Annotated in this window: 16 protein-coding genes and 1 tRNA gene; 10 read left to right on the plus strand and 7 right to left on the minus strand. The window is 44.4% G+C overall.

Annotation, left to right across the window (positions count from 1 at the left end):
• Positions 1-63: 63 nt before the first annotated feature.
• Positions 64-270 (minus strand): hypothetical protein, encoded by a 207-nt coding sequence (locus B3D47_RS00955; RefSeq protein ID WP_004816085.1) that lies wholly within the window; start codon positions 268-270, stop codon positions 64-66.
• 181 nt (positions 271-451) lie between these two features.
• Between B3D47_RS00955 and B3D47_RS00960 the strand changes: the two genes are divergently transcribed.
• Positions 452-946, plus strand: a complete 495-nt coding sequence (locus B3D47_RS00960; RefSeq protein ID WP_004816082.1) for a phosphate-starvation-inducible protein PsiE — start codon at positions 452-454, stop codon at positions 944-946.
• A 218-nt stretch (positions 947-1,164) separates the two neighbouring features.
• Here the strand turns inward: B3D47_RS00960 and B3D47_RS00965 are convergent, their stop codons facing one another.
• Positions 1,165-1,587 (minus strand): RcnB family protein, encoded by a 423-nt coding sequence (locus B3D47_RS00965; RefSeq protein ID WP_004816080.1) that lies wholly within the window; start codon positions 1,585-1,587, stop codon positions 1,165-1,167.
• A 181-nt stretch (positions 1,588-1,768) separates the two neighbouring features.
• Between B3D47_RS00965 and B3D47_RS00970 the strand changes: the two genes are divergently transcribed.
• Positions 1,769-2,221 (plus strand): hypothetical protein, encoded by a 453-nt coding sequence (locus B3D47_RS00970; protein WP_004816078.1) that lies wholly within the window; start codon positions 1,769-1,771, stop codon positions 2,219-2,221.
• Positions 2,222-2,385: 164 nt separating this feature from the next.
• Here the strand turns inward: B3D47_RS00970 and B3D47_RS00975 are convergent.
• Positions 2,386-2,472, minus strand: a tRNA-Leu gene (locus B3D47_RS00975).
• Between the two features lie 168 nt (positions 2,473-2,640).
• Here B3D47_RS00975 and queA point away from each other — a divergent pair.
• The 8 genes from queA to secF all read left to right on the plus strand — a co-directional run bounded on the left by queA (position 2,641) and on the right by secF (position 10,890).
• Complete coding sequence (queA, locus tag B3D47_RS00980) at positions 2,641-3,675, plus strand: tRNA preQ1(34) S-adenosylmethionine ribosyltransferase-isomerase QueA (protein ID WP_004816076.1); 1,035 nt, start codon at positions 2,641-2,643, stop codon at positions 3,673-3,675.
• A 10-nt stretch (positions 3,676-3,685) separates the two neighbouring features.
• Positions 3,686-4,714: a hypothetical protein gene (locus B3D47_RS00985; protein ID WP_286859474.1), complete on the plus strand. Its 1,029-nt coding sequence runs from the start codon at positions 3,686-3,688 to the stop codon at positions 4,712-4,714.
• 24 nt (positions 4,715-4,738) lie between these two features.
• A complete protein-coding gene (locus tag B3D47_RS00990; protein WP_004816071.1) occupies positions 4,739-5,305 on the plus strand; it encodes a LemA family protein in 567 nt (188 codons plus the stop codon).
• A gap of 113 nt (positions 5,306-5,418) precedes the next feature.
• Positions 5,419-6,234: a DUF4303 domain-containing protein gene (locus tag B3D47_RS00995; RefSeq protein WP_286859475.1), complete on the plus strand. Its 816-nt coding sequence runs from the start codon at positions 5,419-5,421 to the stop codon at positions 6,232-6,234.
• A gap of 159 nt (positions 6,235-6,393) precedes the next feature.
• Positions 6,394-7,524 (plus strand): tRNA guanosine(34) transglycosylase Tgt, encoded by a 1,131-nt coding sequence (tgt, locus tag B3D47_RS01000; RefSeq protein ID WP_004816067.1) that lies wholly within the window; start codon positions 6,394-6,396, stop codon positions 7,522-7,524.
• Between the two features lie 102 nt (positions 7,525-7,626).
• Positions 7,627-7,956 (plus strand): preprotein translocase subunit YajC, encoded by a 330-nt coding sequence (gene yajC / locus B3D47_RS01005; protein WP_004816064.1) that lies wholly within the window; start codon positions 7,627-7,629, stop codon positions 7,954-7,956.
• 52 nt (positions 7,957-8,008) lie between these two features.
• The gene (gene secD / locus B3D47_RS01010; protein WP_004816063.1) at positions 8,009-9,907 is read left to right on the plus strand and encodes a protein translocase subunit SecD; all 1,899 of its coding nucleotides are present in this window, start codon (positions 8,009-8,011) and stop codon (positions 9,905-9,907) included.
• A gap of 8 nt (positions 9,908-9,915) precedes the next feature.
• Complete coding sequence (secF, locus tag B3D47_RS01015) at positions 9,916-10,890, plus strand: protein translocase subunit SecF (protein WP_171056659.1); 975 nt, start codon at positions 9,916-9,918, stop codon at positions 10,888-10,890.
• Between the two features lie 49 nt (positions 10,891-10,939).
• On the opposite strand, the gene B3D47_RS01020 is transcribed toward secF, so the two are convergent.
• The 4 genes from B3D47_RS01020 to B3D47_RS01035 all read right to left on the minus strand — a co-directional run bounded on the left by B3D47_RS01020 (position 10,940) and on the right by B3D47_RS01035 (position 16,249).
• The gene (locus B3D47_RS01020; protein WP_163170889.1) at positions 10,940-11,590 is read right to left on the minus strand and encodes a hypothetical protein; all 651 of its coding nucleotides are present in this window, start codon (positions 11,588-11,590) and stop codon (positions 10,940-10,942) included.
• Positions 11,591-11,693: 103 nt separating this feature from the next.
• Positions 11,694-14,003, minus strand: a complete 2,310-nt coding sequence (locus B3D47_RS01025; RefSeq protein WP_005223232.1) for a RelA/SpoT family protein — start codon at positions 14,001-14,003, stop codon at positions 11,694-11,696.
• A gap of 44 nt (positions 14,004-14,047) precedes the next feature.
• Positions 14,048-15,424 (minus strand): 23S rRNA (uracil(1939)-C(5))-methyltransferase RlmD, encoded by a 1,377-nt coding sequence (rlmD, locus tag B3D47_RS01030; protein ID WP_163170888.1) that lies wholly within the window; start codon positions 15,422-15,424, stop codon positions 14,048-14,050.
• A 6-nt stretch (positions 15,425-15,430) separates the two neighbouring features.
• On the minus strand, positions 15,431-16,249 hold the full coding sequence (locus B3D47_RS01035) for a 3'-5' exonuclease (RefSeq protein WP_071321003.1): 819 nt from the start codon (positions 16,247-16,249) through the stop codon (positions 15,431-15,433).
• Positions 16,250-16,264 lie beyond the last annotated feature (15 nt).

Genomic DNA, 16,264 nt, shown 5'->3' on the forward strand with positions numbered 1-16,264 from the left:
AAGTCTTAAGATATTTAAGTCATAAAAAAACGCCTGCAATTGCAGGCGTTTTTTATTATTCTTTTAAACTTTTTCGATCAGAATCGTATCTGGCTGATTGGCCACCTTAGGATTCAGATGCTTGTTCACAATTCGGATTTCCCCTTCAGACTGCAAAGATTCACACAACTCTAATACTTTCTGCATGTCATCACTTTTAATCCCTGTACCCAGAATTAATTTTTTGCCTGTTTCTAATTGACTAATCTTATTTTGGATTTTTTCTAACATCTTTTTTCTCCCTCATTATTCGATGTACAACTTCTACAATATAGCAATTTGGTATGAAAAAAGTACACTTTTTCATCTTTTTACATTTTTATTTTCCATATTTTCATTTTCTTTGCATGAAATTTGCAGAAAATTTCCTGAGATTTATAAATTATTTATTTTTAATCAGGAGGACATAGTGATGAAACCTAATTCCAAAGCCAAGAAAATAGAAGCCCTCCTCGACCGCGGCGGTAATCTTGCCGTAGAAAGTTTTCATTATCTCGCCCTGTTCATTATTGGCTGTATGGTGATCTGGTCTGCCAGTCATACCGTCATCGACATTTTGACAGTCAAAAAATTTGCCAGTATTGATGACATTCTGCTGTTATTTATCTATCTGGAATTAGGCGCGATGGTAGGTATTTACTTTAAAACCAATCATATGCCAGTTCGATTCCTGATTTATATTGCGATTACTGCGCTGACACGCCTCTTGATTTCTGATATTCAACACACGCATAAAGCCAGTATGGATCAAGTGATTATTACGGGTTCTATCCTCATTTTGGCTTTCGCCATTTTAATTGTGCGTTATGCATCCTGGAACTATCCATCAATTATCCGAGACAAGCATACTGAAAAACCAGTTCCTCAAGGCAAGACCCCTCGCCCCGAAGATGATGAGTTAGCATAAAATATTTTATTCATAATTATATTGAAGATTCCTCTCTCCCTTTGGGAGAGAGTGAGAGAGGAAGACTTAATTTATACGTGTCAATCTCTTTTAGAATTTGAGAAACAATTATTTCAGATCATTTCACCCTAATCATCTCCTCACCGGTGAGGAAATTATTTTGTTTTTTTGAGTTATTGACGCATAACCGCAGTATCCCTTCATTCATTTAGAGCGGTTTAACGATTATTCACCAACACATAACGTCCATTTTCATAGATCCAGTGCATTCCAGCAGGCGGATCAGGCAGACCCAAACGGCGCCAGTCATTGATCAGTACATAACGTGAGCTTTCAATATGTGCCACGTTCGGATCGCCATTTACCCAGCTATAGCTGGTCGAGTTTTGATAAATGGTGGTCGGTGCCTGATAACGAATACTCACCCCATTTTGAATCGGTGTATGGCCCCACTGATTCGGATAATGATGGGCAGGCGGTCGCGGACGCTGCGGATAATGCTGCTGTGGGGGGCGTGGGTGCTGCGGGCGTTTATAAGTCTCCTTGCTGGTATAGCCGACCCAGTTATTTCCTGCTACAGCTGGGACAGAAGCTCCAAATAATAGTGCAGCTAGACAGGCGCTGGACAAGATGATTTTCATAGGAACTTCCTTTGATAGATTTGCCTATATTTTATACAGAATTTACGGAGAAAATATGAATTTATCCAGTTATACCACAAGGTTTTACAGCCGATAGAGAAAAGACATTTGTGCTGCGGCTCAGGTGTTGCGTATATGCTTTGTGCTAAACTTTGATTTTCCGAATTTTGAGTCCAACATCGTGTCCGATTTAAGTTTTGATCGTTTATATGAGTATTTCTGTAAAGTCCCAAGTGTTCAAAAAAACCTGATTGATAGCTATGGATCTGATGGCAAGCAGGCATGGTGGTTCAAGTTCCGTATTGATGTAGACCATCCGCTGGCTTGGCAAACTGTACAGGAACTCGGTCATGTTCTGAATTATATTTCCAAGAATGAACGCCTACCGACGCAGTTTTTACCGGTATCTCCTCCTCCGTATATGAATGGTGAAGCGAAGGATTTCCTGTGCTGGGTAATTCAATGCAATCATGCAGACTTCCCGCCAGATGTGGTATGTGACTGGTTAGAAGCACGCCTGCCCAATCCGGTGGATGATGAATCTCAATGGAAAATCAAAACTGATATTGCTGAACTCGACCAGATATCCGATAAAGATTTGGATAAACTGGTTCCACCAAATCCTGCGCCTTAACGCTTTTAAAATAAAAAATCCCTCTAAATTTAGAGGGATTTTTTATAGCAAAGAATTCATTTAACACTTTAATTACTGAAATTTAAGAGAATTAAGATAGTTAAATTAAATATCAGGCAATAAAAAACCCCAAGACTGAATATGCTTGGGGTTCTTTAGAATTTTGGTCCCGAGGGTCGGACTCGAACCGACACGTCATCGCTGACAGTGGATTTTGAGTCCACCGCGTCTACCAATTTCACCACCTCGGGAGTGGATGAAAGGTATATTACTCGGTTTCGATCAGATGTCAACGCAGATTCTCTGCATTTGTTTAATTTTAAAACAAAACTCATTTTTTTGATCTATAAAGCTGCAATTTCCTCTCTGAAAAGGAAAAAAGTTTATACTAAGCCCAATTTTTATTACCGTAACTTGTCATGCAACTTTCTGATTTTAGCTTTGATCTCCCAGATGAGCTGATTGCTCGCTATCCGCTTGAACAACGTAGTGCTTCCCGCCTTTTACACCTCGATGCTGAAGGTCAATATCATGACCACCAATTTACCGACATTCTGGATTTATTGAATGAAGGTGATTTGCTGGTTCTGAACGATACCAAGGTAATGAAAGCCCGCCTGAAAGGTAAACGTGCGTCAGGTGGTGCAGTTGAAGTTCTGGTTGAACGCATGATGGATCAGTTCATCGCGCACTGTCATATTAAAGCCAGCAATACACCGAAAGCCGGTGCTGAACTGTTTATTGGCCCGGATGCGGTTAAAGTGACTGTTCAAGGCCGTCATGAGAATCTGTTTGTGGTGGAATTCTCCCAGCCGATTTTAGATGTCCTGGATAAATACGGTGCGCTGCCAATTCCACCTTACTTCAACCGTGAAGCGGAAGAAATTGATACTTTACGCTATCAAACGGTTTTCAATGATCCAACAAAATTAGCCAGTGTGGCTGCACCGACAGCTTCCTTACACTTCGATGAAGACTTGCTGAAAAAACTCGAAGAAAAAGGCATTCAAAAAACGTTTGTGACCCTGCATGTAGGTGCAGGTACGTTCTTACCGGTTCGTACCGACAATATTGAAAACCATATTATGCACAGTGAATGGTGTCAGGTCTCTGATGAATCCATGGCCCTGATTAAAGCTACGAAAGAACGTGGCAATAAAGTCATTGCTGTCGGCACAACAGCGACTCGCGCGACTGAAAGTGCGGCACAGGCCAATGGTGGTGAGCTGAAAGGCTGGACTGGTGATACCCAAATCTTCATCTACCCTGGATATGAGTTTAAAGTGGTAGATCGTCTGATTACCAACTTCCATTTGCCTGAATCTACCCTGTTGATGCTGGTCTCAGCGTTGTCGAATCGTGACAATATTCTAAATGCCTATAAGCATGCTGTAGAAAGCAAATACCGCTTCTTCAGCTATGGTGATGCCATGCTGATTGATCAGGCCAAATAAGGACCCACCTATGCCAATCGATGCAGTGCAACGCTCCATTCATATTCGTCGTAAGAAAAATGAAGTGGTGTTTAAAAATATCGATCGGTTGTGGCACTTATCGAGTGATGCCAAAAGCTATCAGGACATTCTTAATGGCTTGCATCCATGGCAAGGTTCAATTTCCCTAAAGTTTGAAAACACCCTGCCGTGGTTCTTGGCACTCTTTGGCTTGATGCAAGTATTCAGCCTTATCATTGCACCGCACAATTTCTGGCTGCAATGCAATTTTGCCTTGGGTTTTGGCATGTTGTTTTGGGCCTATCTGATTTATGAGCAAGAGCGCCCCATCAATGATGTGATTGAATATTTAGAAGAACGTGTGCTGACGCATAAATATCATCTCCACTTTCAACAACAGCCCCAGCATATTTCAATGCCACTTAATCCTCGGCAATTTATTGGCAATTTAAAACGCCTTTTTCCTGTTTTTGAACGTGGCTCATTACGCAATGACATCTCACGTTATGCCAGCACCACATGGTTAGATGAAAATGAACAAGAACACCAAGTCTTGTTGTTTGAATACCACTATGTAGATGAAATTAAAACCATCGACAAAAATGGCAATACTGTCAAACTCATTGAACAACATAAAAATTTGTGGGGTGCATTTGTCTTTGATGTCTCTGTGCAAGGGCTTGCCATTAGCACATCAAGACGTCCATTCCCCTCACCTTATCGCCATCCTTGGCATAGCAGTGATATACGCACCAATCAGCGTTTAAAATTTTATGGCACAGATCCCATGCAAATGGCAAAACAGCTTAGCCCGGGTTTTGTGCTCCGATTAAGTCAATTTTTCCAATACCGTGAAGGCGATCTTATTTTTCATCCCCAACAACGTGTGCTGTGCTATTTAGGGCCACATGACATTTTTAATGCGCCTGAGCGCAAGCAAAATATCCAGGATATTTCTGCATTGCGTGGACATCTGAGAACGTTTAAATTAGTAGAACTGGAAAAGCTGCAAACTGACCTAATTCAGTTTTTAAAATAATTATTTTCTCTGGGGACTGCTTTTATGGGATTTGTTGTTTTTGTCATTATCCCGATTCTGCTGATTGTTGCCATCATCATGATCCGTAACAGTATCGTACGTTATCATAATGCCACAATTCGTGCATGGTCTGATGTTGCCAGCTATGAAAGGCAGAAACTGAAAATTCTGGATGGGCTGCAACCACTGGTCGAACAGTATTCCAGTTTCGAAAAAGGCACGCTGGAGAAAGTGACTGAACTGCGTCAGAACATCATGAACCTGAATATTAAAGATGCCGATATTGGGCAATTACAACGGATCGAAAGCCTGAACCGGGAACTGATGCATAACCTGAATGTGGTGATCGAAAACTATCCTGAATTGAAAGCCAATGAAATTTATCTGAAAATGATGAATGAAATTGAAGAACAGAATGAAAATGTCGGTGCCGCAATCAGTATCTATAATCGTAATGTTGAACTGTTTAATAACCAGATTCAGGTTTTCCCACATAATATAGTCAATAACATGCTGCTACAAAAGAAAGCTGTGCGTCCTTTCCGCGATCAGGCCGTGACCCAAAGTTTTGACTATCGTCCGAATTTTTAAACCCTGACGTATATTTATGCGATGATAAGAAATACCCAACTGCCTTAGCGATGAATCAGGAGATTCCAGATAAGGCACTTTGCTTCAAAATAAAAATAAAAGAATTAAAAACTATGCTGGATCATCTCGATACCTTAAAGGAAGTCCTGATCAAGGAGTTTTATCAACTCTATGATCATTATAGTGACGACGGAATATATGCCTGTAGCCTGGTCTTTGACGAGTTTCTGCGAGTGGATTATCTCGCCATTTCAACCGAACGCAGTATTTTTAATGATCAGGAAGATCGTGCACAGTATCTGTCTGAAACTGAACGCTGGAATGCAGCGAAATGGCGTTACCGTACCGTCCATAGCTCTAATAACGGTATGACGCAGTTTCGTGCACTGCTGGACAGCTATTTCAAGAACCAGCATAGTTTCGGCAACCCTTTGCTGGAACATAGCAAGACCGATCAGGCCAATACACTGGATGTACTGCTAAAGCTCTTTCAACAGGCACGTGATGCTCTGGAACAGGATTATGGCCTGGACTTAAACCGGATTGTGTTTTTTATCCATATGCCAACACAGCCACAAATAGAATTTCAATCGGCAATTTTTCTAAATCCGGAAAGTCCATTAAGAGAACAGTTTCTGTTCAGTAAACAGCCTGCAAATCAACCTGCTGTGTCAAAGTCATTTAAGCTAAACCAGAACGATAAAGATCTGCTGATTGATCTGGCGCAGCTGGTCAAGTTAGAAGCTTATGATTATTTACATGTTGCCCATCAGGCCTATTTACTGACCCTGGAACCGCATTTTGTCGATGCTAATCTTTATATCCAGAAACTGATCCAGCATATCGCAGCGATGGCAACTGAGATTGATGGCAGTTGTGCCATGACACAAGCGGAAATTCAGGAGCGCATCTGCCAGTTTGAACGTTAGATCGCAAGCTTATTCTTCATTTTTTATTCATACAGGCAACATAAATAAAACAGCCCGGACTGGATGGAGCGCTGGTGTTTACGGTCAGAATCAAGGAAAATAGCCGGTTTTAGCATTAACAATCAGCGAACTGTTTTTTCGCCTTGATTTGGAACTCCTATGAAGTTTGAAAAATTAGCGCAGTCGGGCCGTGCCCGTCGTGGCCGTTTAACGCTTGAGCATGGCGTGGTTGAAACCCCAATGTTCATGCCGGTGGGGACTTATGGCACGGTAAAAGGCATGTTGCCTCGTGACATTAAAGAAATTAAGTCTCAGGTAATTCTGGGCAATACCTTCCATCTGTACCTGCGTCCAGGTCTGGACGTCATCCGTGAACATGGTGGTCTGCATCAGTTCATGAAATGGAACAACCCGATCCTGACCGATTCTGGTGGCTTCCAGGTGTTTAGCCTCGGTGCGATGCGTAAAATCAAGGAAGAAGGCGTGACCTTCCGCTCGCCGATTGATGGTTCTAAAGTATTCCTGTCTCCTGAAATCTCGATGGACATTCAGCACACCTTGAACTCTGACATCGTGATGATTTTTGACGAATGTACGCCTTATCCGGCAACGCATGAAGAAGCACAGAAATCGCTACAACTGTCTTTACGTTGGGCAAAACGCTGTAAGACTCAACACCATGACGTACTGAAAAACCGCAATGCCCTGTTCGGGATTATTCAAGGTGGTATGTACGAAGATTTGCGTGATGAATCCTTAAAAGGCCTGCTTGAAATTGGCTTTGATGGTTATGCCATTGGTGGTCTGTCTGTTGGTGAACCGAAAGAAGAAATGATCAAGGTGCTGGATTATCTTCCAGAGAAAATGCCGGAAGACAAACCACGTTACCTGATGGGTGTCGGCAAACCGGAAGATATCGTGGAAGCAGTACGCCGTGGTGTCGACATGTTCGACTGCGTAATGCCAACCCGAAATGCACGTAACGGTCATTATTTTGTGACCGGCGGTTTAGTACGTATCCGTAACGCGAAATACCGTCATGACCAAAGTCCGCTAGATCCAGCCTGCGATTGCTACACTTGCCAAAACTTTAGCCGTGCCTACCTGTTTCACCTTGAGAAATGCGGTGAAATGCTAGGTTCTATGCTGGGTACGATTCATAACTTGCGCTATTACCTGCGTCTGACTGAAGCGATGCGCGAAGCACTGGATCAAGGTACATTCGAGCAATTTGTTGAGGACTTTTATGCCCGTCGTGGCATGCAAGTGCCGCCTTGTCCTGAAGATTAATCTTTCAGTATTTGCGCTAAAGAAAAAGACAAGGTAAATTGCAGAACAAGTCAATTTATTATCATTCAGTTAATTAACCATTTTTAGTTTAGGAAAATGTAAATGAGCCTATTTATTTCGACTGCTCACGCTGCAGGTGAAGCTGCACAACAACCAAGCCTGATGGCGAACCTTTTGATGATTGCGGTATTCGTAGCAATCTTCTATTTCCTGATCTGGCGTCCTCAATCTAAACGTGCCAAAGAGCATCGTGCACTGATTGAAAGTCTGGGGGTTGGCAGCGAAGTGGTATTTGCAGGCGGCTTAATGGGCAGAATCACAAAAATTGAAGGTGACTTTGCTGTGGTTGAACTCAACCGTGGTGTGGAAGTAAAAGTTCAGCGTGCGAGCGTGGTCTCAGTACTTCCTGAAGGCACTTTAAATAACATTTAATCAAAAGAAGTCGTGCTCCCTGCACGACTTTTTAATTTTAAGAAGAAAACAAATGCGTTACCCAGCATGGAAATATGTACTGATCCTGGTTGTCCTGGCGATCAGTACATTATATGCCCTGCCTAGTTTGTATCCAGATGAACCTGCCGTACAGATTTCGGGTGCCAAAGCCGGCACTCAGATCGATGCGGGCATCGTACAAAGAGCAGAGCAATTATTAAAAACTGAAAATATTGCAACTCATGACAACAGCTTCAGCAACAATGCGGCCTTACTTCGTGTTGATTCTAGCGAAGCACAGCTCAAAGCCAAGGAAGCACTGCGTCGCGGCCTGGGCGATGATTATGTTGTAGCATTGAACCTTGCACCAACAACACCAGAATGGCTGCAAAAAATTGGCGCCAAGCCAATGAAGCTAGGTCTGGATTTGCGTGGTGGTGTTCACTTCCTGCTAGAAGTGGATATGGACAAGGCGATTGCGCAGCGTATGGAAACATCGGCAACTGACCTGCGTCGTCAATTACGTGATAACAATCTGAAATTCAACAGCCTGACCCTCAGCAACAACACCATTACCATGCAGTTTGCCAATAATGATGATCGTTCTGCGGTAATGGACTTTTTGCGCCGTAATGACAATGAATTCACCCAGCAGGCTGTAGCGACGGCTACCGGATCTACCCTGCGTCTGAACTATACCGATGTGCGTAAGCAGGAAATTGAAAGCTATGCAGTCAACCAGAACTTAACCACGCTGCGTAACCGTATTAACGAGCTAGGTGTGGCTGAAGCACTGGTACAAACTCAGGGCAGCAACCGTATTGTGGTTGAACTCCCTGGTGTTCAGGATACTGCTGAGGCAAAACGTGTCCTTGGCCGTACTGCAAACCTCGAGTTCCGTCTGGTCTCAGATCTGAACGATCAATATATCGATCCATATACAGGTCAGGCAACAGGTACATTGCCCCCTGGTACTGAAGCATTTGCTTATGAATCTCTGGACAGCGGTCGTCAGTTATTGCTGAACCGTACCCGTATTCTGACGGGTGAACGTGTTCAAAATGCCTCAAGTGGCTTTAGCCAGGACACTGGTGGTGCTGAGGTGAACATTACCCTCGATGCTGCGGGCGGTAAGCTCATGTCGGATGCCACACGTAATGCCGTTGGCAAACGTATGGCTGTACTGTTCATCGAGAATAAGCAGAAGATCAGCTATGTTGAAGATCCTGCAACAGGTCAGCAAACTGAAGTTCGTACGCCATATACCGAATCTGTGGTAATTAACGCGGCAACCATTCAGGCGGTATTGGGCTCTCAGTTCCGTATTACCGGTCTGGATTCTCCACAGGAAGCGTCTGAACTTGCCTTGATGTTACGTGCCGGTGCACTGGCTGCACCAATGTACTTCGTTGAAGAACGTGTGATTGGGCCAAGTTTGGGTCAGGAAAACATCGATAAAGGTGTATTGTCTACCCAAATCGGCTTTATCTTGGTGGCGATCTGGATGGTCGTGTTCTTCCGTCTGTTTGGTGTGATTGCCAACTTTGCCCTGGTATTTAACCTGGCGATGATCCTGACAGTCATGTCATGGATTGGTGCATCCCTCACCTTGCCAGGTATTGCAGGTATCGTGATTACCATTGGTATGGCGGTCGATGCCAACGTCCTGATCTGCGAGCGGATACGGGAAGAAATGAAGTGGGGGGCCTCGCCGAAACAGGCGATTGTGGCCGGTTATGACCGGGCCTATAACACCATTTTCGACTCGAACTTAACTACCTTCCTGGTGGCATTCATTCTGTTCGCGATTGGTACCGGCCCGATCAAAGGCTTTGCCGTAACTCTGATGATTGGTATTGTCTGCTCGATGTTTACAGCAATTACTGTAACCCGTGCGATTGTACAGATCATCTATGGCAAAAAACGTAACTTGAAAAAGTTGAGCATTTAAGGAGATCACTGATGACTGAGAATACTCAACCTAATTCAAAACAATACGGCCGCCCGGATCACGAACGTGTTATCCCGTTTATGAAAATTGCTTTGCCTGCGGCATTGTTTTCAATTTTATTAACGGTTGCCAGCATCTTCTTTATTGCCACTAAAGGCTTGAACCTGGGTCTGGACTTTACTGGTGGTGTGGCAGCAGAGCTGAACTATACCAATCCGGTTCAGCCAGAATCAGTTACTCAGGCATTGAGTCAAGCTGGTTTTAATGATGCTGTGGTACAAACCTTAGGGTCAGATCGTGACCTGATGGTGCGTATGCCTGTTCAAGAAGATGTAGAAGCAGAAGACTTGACCAAAGCCATTACCACAGCAGTTCAGCTGCCAGGTAATGCAGCTGAAGTACCAAAAGTTGATGTGGTTGGTGGTCAGGTCGGTAATGAGCTGTACGTGCGTTCTGCAGGTGCGGTTGCCCTTGCCCTGCTGCTGATGCTGGTTTATGTCACCATCCGCTTTGAATTCAAGCTGGCGATTGGTGCAGTACTGTCCTTGTTCCACGATATCGTGGTGACACTGGGTATCTTTGCCATGATGCAATGGCCATTCGACCTGACCGTACTGGCAGCGTTGTTGGCGATTATCGGCTTCTCACTCAACGATAACATCGTGGTCTCTGACCGTATTCGTGAAAACTTCCGTAAAATCCGTGGTGCTGAACCATTGGAAATCATCAATATTGCCTTGACTGAAACTTTACGTCGTACCATTCATACCTCTATGACGTTATTGCTGGTAGTCGTAGCCATGATGATCATGGGTGGTGATGGTTTGAAATGGTTCTCGATCGCAATGTTTGTTGGTGTTTTTGTGGGTACCTATTCATCGATCTATATCGGTACAGCCTTTGCTTTATGGCGTGGCCTGAACCGTCAGGACTTCATTGTGCAAGTGAAACCTGAGTTTGAGGAAGAAAACGAAATTCCATAATTTTAGCCTTCTTTTAAAATATGAAAAGCCCATCTGTAGATGGGCTTTTTTATCGCCGTTGAATCTGTTCTGGATGCAGAATGGCGATTACTACATCAGCTTGCTGAACATCCTGTTTCTGAAAACAAACCTGACGTTTGCCATCCAGACTTTGACATTGTAACTCCTGCTCAGTTTCTCGCTGTAATTCTAAAATTAAACAGAATTTATTGATGAACTGTATGCAAAGCCAATCAGCTGTTTGAGCTGACTGCTGACGGTCACATAGCAACCACCAACCCGATTTTAGTGTAGGTGCATAGGCTTCACCATTAATCTGTATCGCATAGTGATTCGCCTGCAACTGAATAGTAGGCTCTATTTCATAATGAACAGCATTCAGAGGCTTTAAGCAAAACAGTTCCTGCTCCACCGCCTGCATGCTATATAAATGAGGAACCAGAGTATTTTTTATTTGTTCTATCTGAAGCTCTTGCTGATCCAGACTCATGGATTTCAAGCCGAGTTGCTGTTCCAGTTCCCGAGCCGCCTTTTCTCCAATCTGGCGCTTGCTATTCAGTAACTGAGCGACATAAGTCGCAGACAGGCCATAATATTCACAGATCTCTTTGCCTGTTTTAAAGCGCTGACTGGCAATCCATTGATCAATGATCCTGCTCAGATTTTCCCGTCTACGTTCAAATAGTTCTGTCGTACTCATCGCAATTGGGTGACTTCATTTTTATTAAGTGCTACTGAGCACCTTACAATAAAAAAGCCCACCAATAAATGGCAGGCTTTTTCTAGACGAATAATCAGTAGATTTAATTACCTTGTACCAAACGACGGGCACTGATAATCCCTGGCTGCTGTTCTAATCGAGCCAGCAGTTTGGACAGCTGGGCCAGACCTTTGACTTCAATCAATAGCTTCATATTGGCAATACCATCAGCTTCTGAAATGGTATTTACCTGACGGATATTGATCTGATCAGAGAAGATCACTTGCGTCAGATCTTTGAGCAGGCCGCGGCGGTCATAAGCTTCCACTACGATCTGGACACTCTGACCACGGGTTGGCTGCATTTCCCAATCAGCTTCTACCGCACGTTCTGGTTCCTGCGAAATCATACGCACATAATCCGGACAAGCCACCTTATGGATGCTTACCCCACGATTAAGCGTGATATAGCCCCCAATCGACTCGCCATGTACAGGCTGACAGCATTGCGCCACATGCAGTTCAACATTGTCTAAGCCATCAATCAGAATACCATGAGCAGACAAAGTATGACTGGCACGTGGATTCAGCGCCGGCTTCAGTACCAGTTCAGGTTCATCCTGATCCAGGTGCATATGGCGATTCACCTGATTGATCAGCGCATGCAGGCTGATATCGCCATTTACGATACCAATCAGAATGTCTTCGCCACTCTTCACATTAAAGTGATTGCAATAGTCGCCCAAGTCGATCGATTTCGGGTGAATTGCCAGACGTGAAAGTTCTTTATTCAGAATTTCACGGCCAACTTCCAGATTCTTGCTACGATCCTGCTGACGGAACCAGTGACGTAACTTGTCACGTGCACGTGCAGTCTTGATATAACCGAGCGAGTTCACCAGCCAGTCACGGTTTGGCTCACGGTCTTTTTTGGTCAGAATCTCGACCTGTTCCCCGGTTTTCAGAGTATAGGTCAGCGGCACGTAGCGCTGGTTCACTCGTGCGGCATAGCACTTATTACCCACTTCGGTATGGACATGATAGGCAAAATCCAAGACTGTTGAGCCACGCGGCAATTCTTTAATATCTCCATCGCGGCTAAACACATAAATTTTTTCAAAGCCTTCAAAGTCTTGAATCTGTTCAAAATTCTCAACTTCTGCCTCAGAATCTTTATGTGCACTGGCATCATTACGTTCCTGGTAATGCTCCAATACAGCACGTAAGGAATGCAGGCGATGGTTAAAGGAATGGTCTGTGGTTTTTGCTCCTTCCTTATAGTTAAAGTGTGAACATACTCCTAACTCTGCCTCTTCGTGCATGTGATAGGTACGAATCTGCACTTCAAGCGATTTGTTTTCTGCAATCACGGCAGTATGCAGTGAGCGATAACCATTGGCTTTCGGATTGGTAATATAGTCGTCAAACTGGTGTGGAATATGACGCCAGATCTGATGTACGATACCTAAAGTGTGATAACACTCAGGTACCGAATTTACCAGGACACGTACAGCACGGATATCATAGAGCTGATCAAAGCTCAGATCCTTACTCTTCATTTTTCGATAAATCGAATAAATGTGTTTGACCCGACCGGTAATTTCGGCCTCAATGCCATGCTCAGCCAGTTCACCACGCAACTTGTCGATTACAAACTGAATATAATGTTCACGCTCCAAGCGCTTTTCATTTAGTAAAGAAGCAATTTCTTTATAACGTTCTGGCGCCAGATAACGGAAGGCCAGATCTTCCAGCTCCCATTTCAACTGGGCAATACCAAGACGATGTGCCAGTGGCGAGTAGATGGTCAGAATTTCGCGTGCAACACGTTCCTGACGGTCTCGAGGTGATTTCGCCAGTTCACGCAATGCATAGGTACGCTCGGCCAACTTGATCAGTACCACACGGACATCTTCGGTGACTGAGATCAGCATCTTGTAAATGCCGGTCAAATGCTCGCGCTGGTTATTATTGAAATGGTCTTCCAGACGTTTGTTATTTTCAATCAGCTCGGACAGCTTACCCATCGACAGAGTGCCTTTCACCAGGCCATGTACACTCTCACCGAATTTCTCCAGTACGTCTGCAAGCGGTGTGACACCTTCACGTACCGAACGATACAGCATGGCTGCAGACAAGGTATCTTCATCAACATGCAAATGGGCAAGGATATCCGCCATCTCAATACCGGTATAGAAAGTATTGGAGCGATGCTGAACCGTGGTTTCTAACTCATTTTCTAAAGTGAGATGGGCGACTTCTTCGAGCTGTTTTAATGGGGCCCCATCTAATATGCCGCGTACACGATCTAACCATTCGGTCATATCCTGCAGGGCTTGATCGGCATGTTCTACAGTCGCCTCCTGTGACAACTCATTCAGTCGCCCAGGCAGCTGTTCACGTACTGTGACCATACCATTCTCCTACTTTTATATACATCATCTCTTTAATCGTTTATTTAATTTTCTTTTTCGAACAAGGCAATCGACTCAACATGGCCCGTATGTGTGAACATATCCATCACACCGGCCCTGCTCAGACGATACCCCTGTTGTACCAGCAATCCGGCATCTCTGGCTAGAGTTGCCGGGTTACATGATACATAAACGATTCTTTTTGCACCAAACTTAGGAATATATTGCATCACTTCTTCTGCGCCTGAACGAGGCGGATCAATTAGTAATGCATCAAAACCCTGATTTGCCCAAGAATGATGCGAAAAATCCTGGGTTAAATCCTGCGAATGGAATGAAAGTTGTGCAATACCATTTATTTTGGCATTTTCCGCACCACGTTGCACCATTTCTTCACTACCCTCAACCCCTACGACGCTTCCACTCGCACCAACGCAGCGCGCCAATGGCAAGGAAAAGTTTCCTAATCCGCAAAACAGATCCAGAACACGCTCTCCTGGTTGTAGTTGTAGCAAATCACATGCCAGACGTATCATCTGCGGGTTTACTGTGGAATTGACCTGGGTAAAATCTAGCGGATCAAAGCCAAAATCAACATCAAAGTCATCCAGACGGTAATGCAGCCGCGCAGGCAATTGCGGTTGATCAATACGCGTCAGTTGGTTTTGACCTGCTGGCTGAATATAAAGCTGCCACCCCTTCTGTAACGCAAATTCGCGTAATTGGTTGACATCCTGTTCAGGTAATTGTGCAGTTTCACGAACTACTAATGCGATTTCCTGATCACCCATGGCCAATTCTATATGACCAACGTCAGCCTTACCATTTAGACTTTGGAGCAATTGTTTAAGACGTGTAACCGAGCCAAACTCCCGATCCAGAATCATGCAGCGATCAATCGAAGTCAGCTTGTTACTTTGGCTTTCACGGAATCCCACCACCAGCTTGTCTTTACCAGGTAAATAACGCACACCAATACGGGCTTTACGACGGTAATCTTCACGCTGTGAACGCAATGGCGCCAGCCATTCATCTGGCTGAATTCCAGCAAAATGTTGCAGATGTGATTTCAACACACTCTGTTTGAGCTCAATCTGTGCATCCGGAGCGATATGCTGCATATTGCAGCCACCACAAATCCCAAAATGTGGACAAGGGGGCTGTATGCGAATTTCTGATGCTTCACTCAACAATTCAAGCGAGTCAGCTTCTTCCAGCTTTTTCACTTCACGGGTGATTCGGGCACGGACTGTTTCACCCGGCAGTGCATAACGAATAAAAACTTTTTTACCGTGCTTGTCCGCTGGATGGTCTGGATGTGAACCATAGTGAGCAATGCCACGCCCCTCGTGCGATAGTGACTCAACCTGGAAGATGTATTCGGGTTGCTGCTTGGGCCGTGGTTGAGCTCGATGTTTCATGAAAACCTAATGTGTGGAGATGGGAAAATCAAATTGAGTAAATTCAGTCCGTCGTGACGTTTCACGCCAGACCGATAAAAAGTCCGCATGCTGCGGTTGCGTTTGCAAATACTGGATCGTGCTTTGTAGCAGATGTTGATAATCAGGCAATAATAGCTGTCCTTTTAACAACAGCCAGCGAATATAGACCAGCCAGGTATTCAGAACATCACCTTCACAATAGCTGGTAAGCTTGTCCCATTCCTGATTGCGCACATATTCAGGCACATAATAGCCACCATCGCCACGCTTGCCTGGATAACCGAGCAAGTGCGCAACGTCATCCAGTTTCTGGAAATGACGGGCATGAAACATGGCCATCACATCCATCAAATCGACATGACGCTGATGGTAGCGGTTCTGATAGTTATTATAGCGCTTTTGCGTATCAATTTCGCCCTGATCAAACAGACTTGGCGCAGACAAGCCATGGTACATGGCCCGGTAAAGAATCACGGGCAGATCAAATTGTGAACCATTCCAACTCACTAGAGTTGGATGACGCTTATCAAAAATCGATAAAAATTTTCGTAAAATTTCAGCTTCTGAATTCTGTTCCCGACTAAAGGAAAACAGTTTCATGCCCTGCTCATCAATCCACAGTCCGGAGATACAGACAATTTCATGTAACGGCAGACGCTGAAAGTCAGAACCGGATTCCTGACGACGCAGTTTGGTCAGGGCCTGATCCAGGCTTTGTTCGGGCAAGTCCAGGCCAAACAGATGTGCGCCTGATTTAAGATCGGTCTGGGTTTCAATATCAAACGTTAAAACAGGCAAGCGCATAAATTGATTACTCAG

Origin of the sequence: Acinetobacter sp. UBA3461, assembly GCF_002381195.1 — a bacterium.
GTDB classification, from domain to species: domain Bacteria; phylum Pseudomonadota; class Gammaproteobacteria; order Pseudomonadales; family Moraxellaceae; genus Acinetobacter; species Acinetobacter schindleri.

Excerpts from the sequence above, each read along its gene's own strand:
- B3D47_RS00955 (WP_004816085.1), bottom strand. The coding sequence starts at position 270 with ATGTTAGAAAAAATCCAAAATAAGATTAGTCAATTAGAAACAGGCAAA.
- B3D47_RS00960 (WP_004816082.1), top strand. The coding sequence starts at position 452 with ATGAAACCTAATTCCAAAGCCAAGAAAATAGAAGCCCTCCTCGACCGC.
- B3D47_RS00965 (WP_004816080.1), bottom strand. The coding sequence starts at position 1,587 with ATGAAAATCATCTTGTCCAGCGCCTGTCTAGCTGCACTATTATTTGGA.
- queA (WP_004816076.1), top strand. The coding sequence starts at position 2,641 with ATGCAACTTTCTGATTTTAGCTTTGATCTCCCAGATGAGCTGATTGCT.
- B3D47_RS00985 (WP_286859474.1), top strand. The coding sequence starts at position 3,686 with ATGCCAATCGATGCAGTGCAACGCTCCATTCATATTCGTCGTAAGAAA.
- B3D47_RS00990 (WP_004816071.1), top strand. The coding sequence starts at position 4,739 with ATGGGATTTGTTGTTTTTGTCATTATCCCGATTCTGCTGATTGTTGCC.
- B3D47_RS00995 (WP_286859475.1), top strand. The coding sequence starts at position 5,419 with ATGCTGGATCATCTCGATACCTTAAAGGAAGTCCTGATCAAGGAGTTT.
- tgt (WP_004816067.1), top strand. The coding sequence starts at position 6,394 with ATGAAGTTTGAAAAATTAGCGCAGTCGGGCCGTGCCCGTCGTGGCCGT.
- yajC (WP_004816064.1), top strand. The coding sequence starts at position 7,627 with ATGAGCCTATTTATTTCGACTGCTCACGCTGCAGGTGAAGCTGCACAA.
- secD (WP_004816063.1), top strand. The coding sequence starts at position 8,009 with ATGCGTTACCCAGCATGGAAATATGTACTGATCCTGGTTGTCCTGGCG.
- B3D47_RS01020 (WP_163170889.1), bottom strand. The coding sequence starts at position 11,590 with ATGAGTACGACAGAACTATTTGAACGTAGACGGGAAAATCTGAGCAGG.
- B3D47_RS01025 (WP_005223232.1), bottom strand. The coding sequence starts at position 14,003 with ATGGTCACAGTACGTGAACAGCTGCCTGGGCGACTGAATGAGTTGTCA.
- rlmD (WP_163170888.1), bottom strand. The coding sequence starts at position 15,424 with ATGAAACATCGAGCTCAACCACGGCCCAAGCAGCAACCCGAATACATC.
- B3D47_RS01035 (WP_071321003.1), bottom strand. The coding sequence starts at position 16,249 with ATGCGCTTGCCTGTTTTAACGTTTGATATTGAAACCCAGACCGATCTT.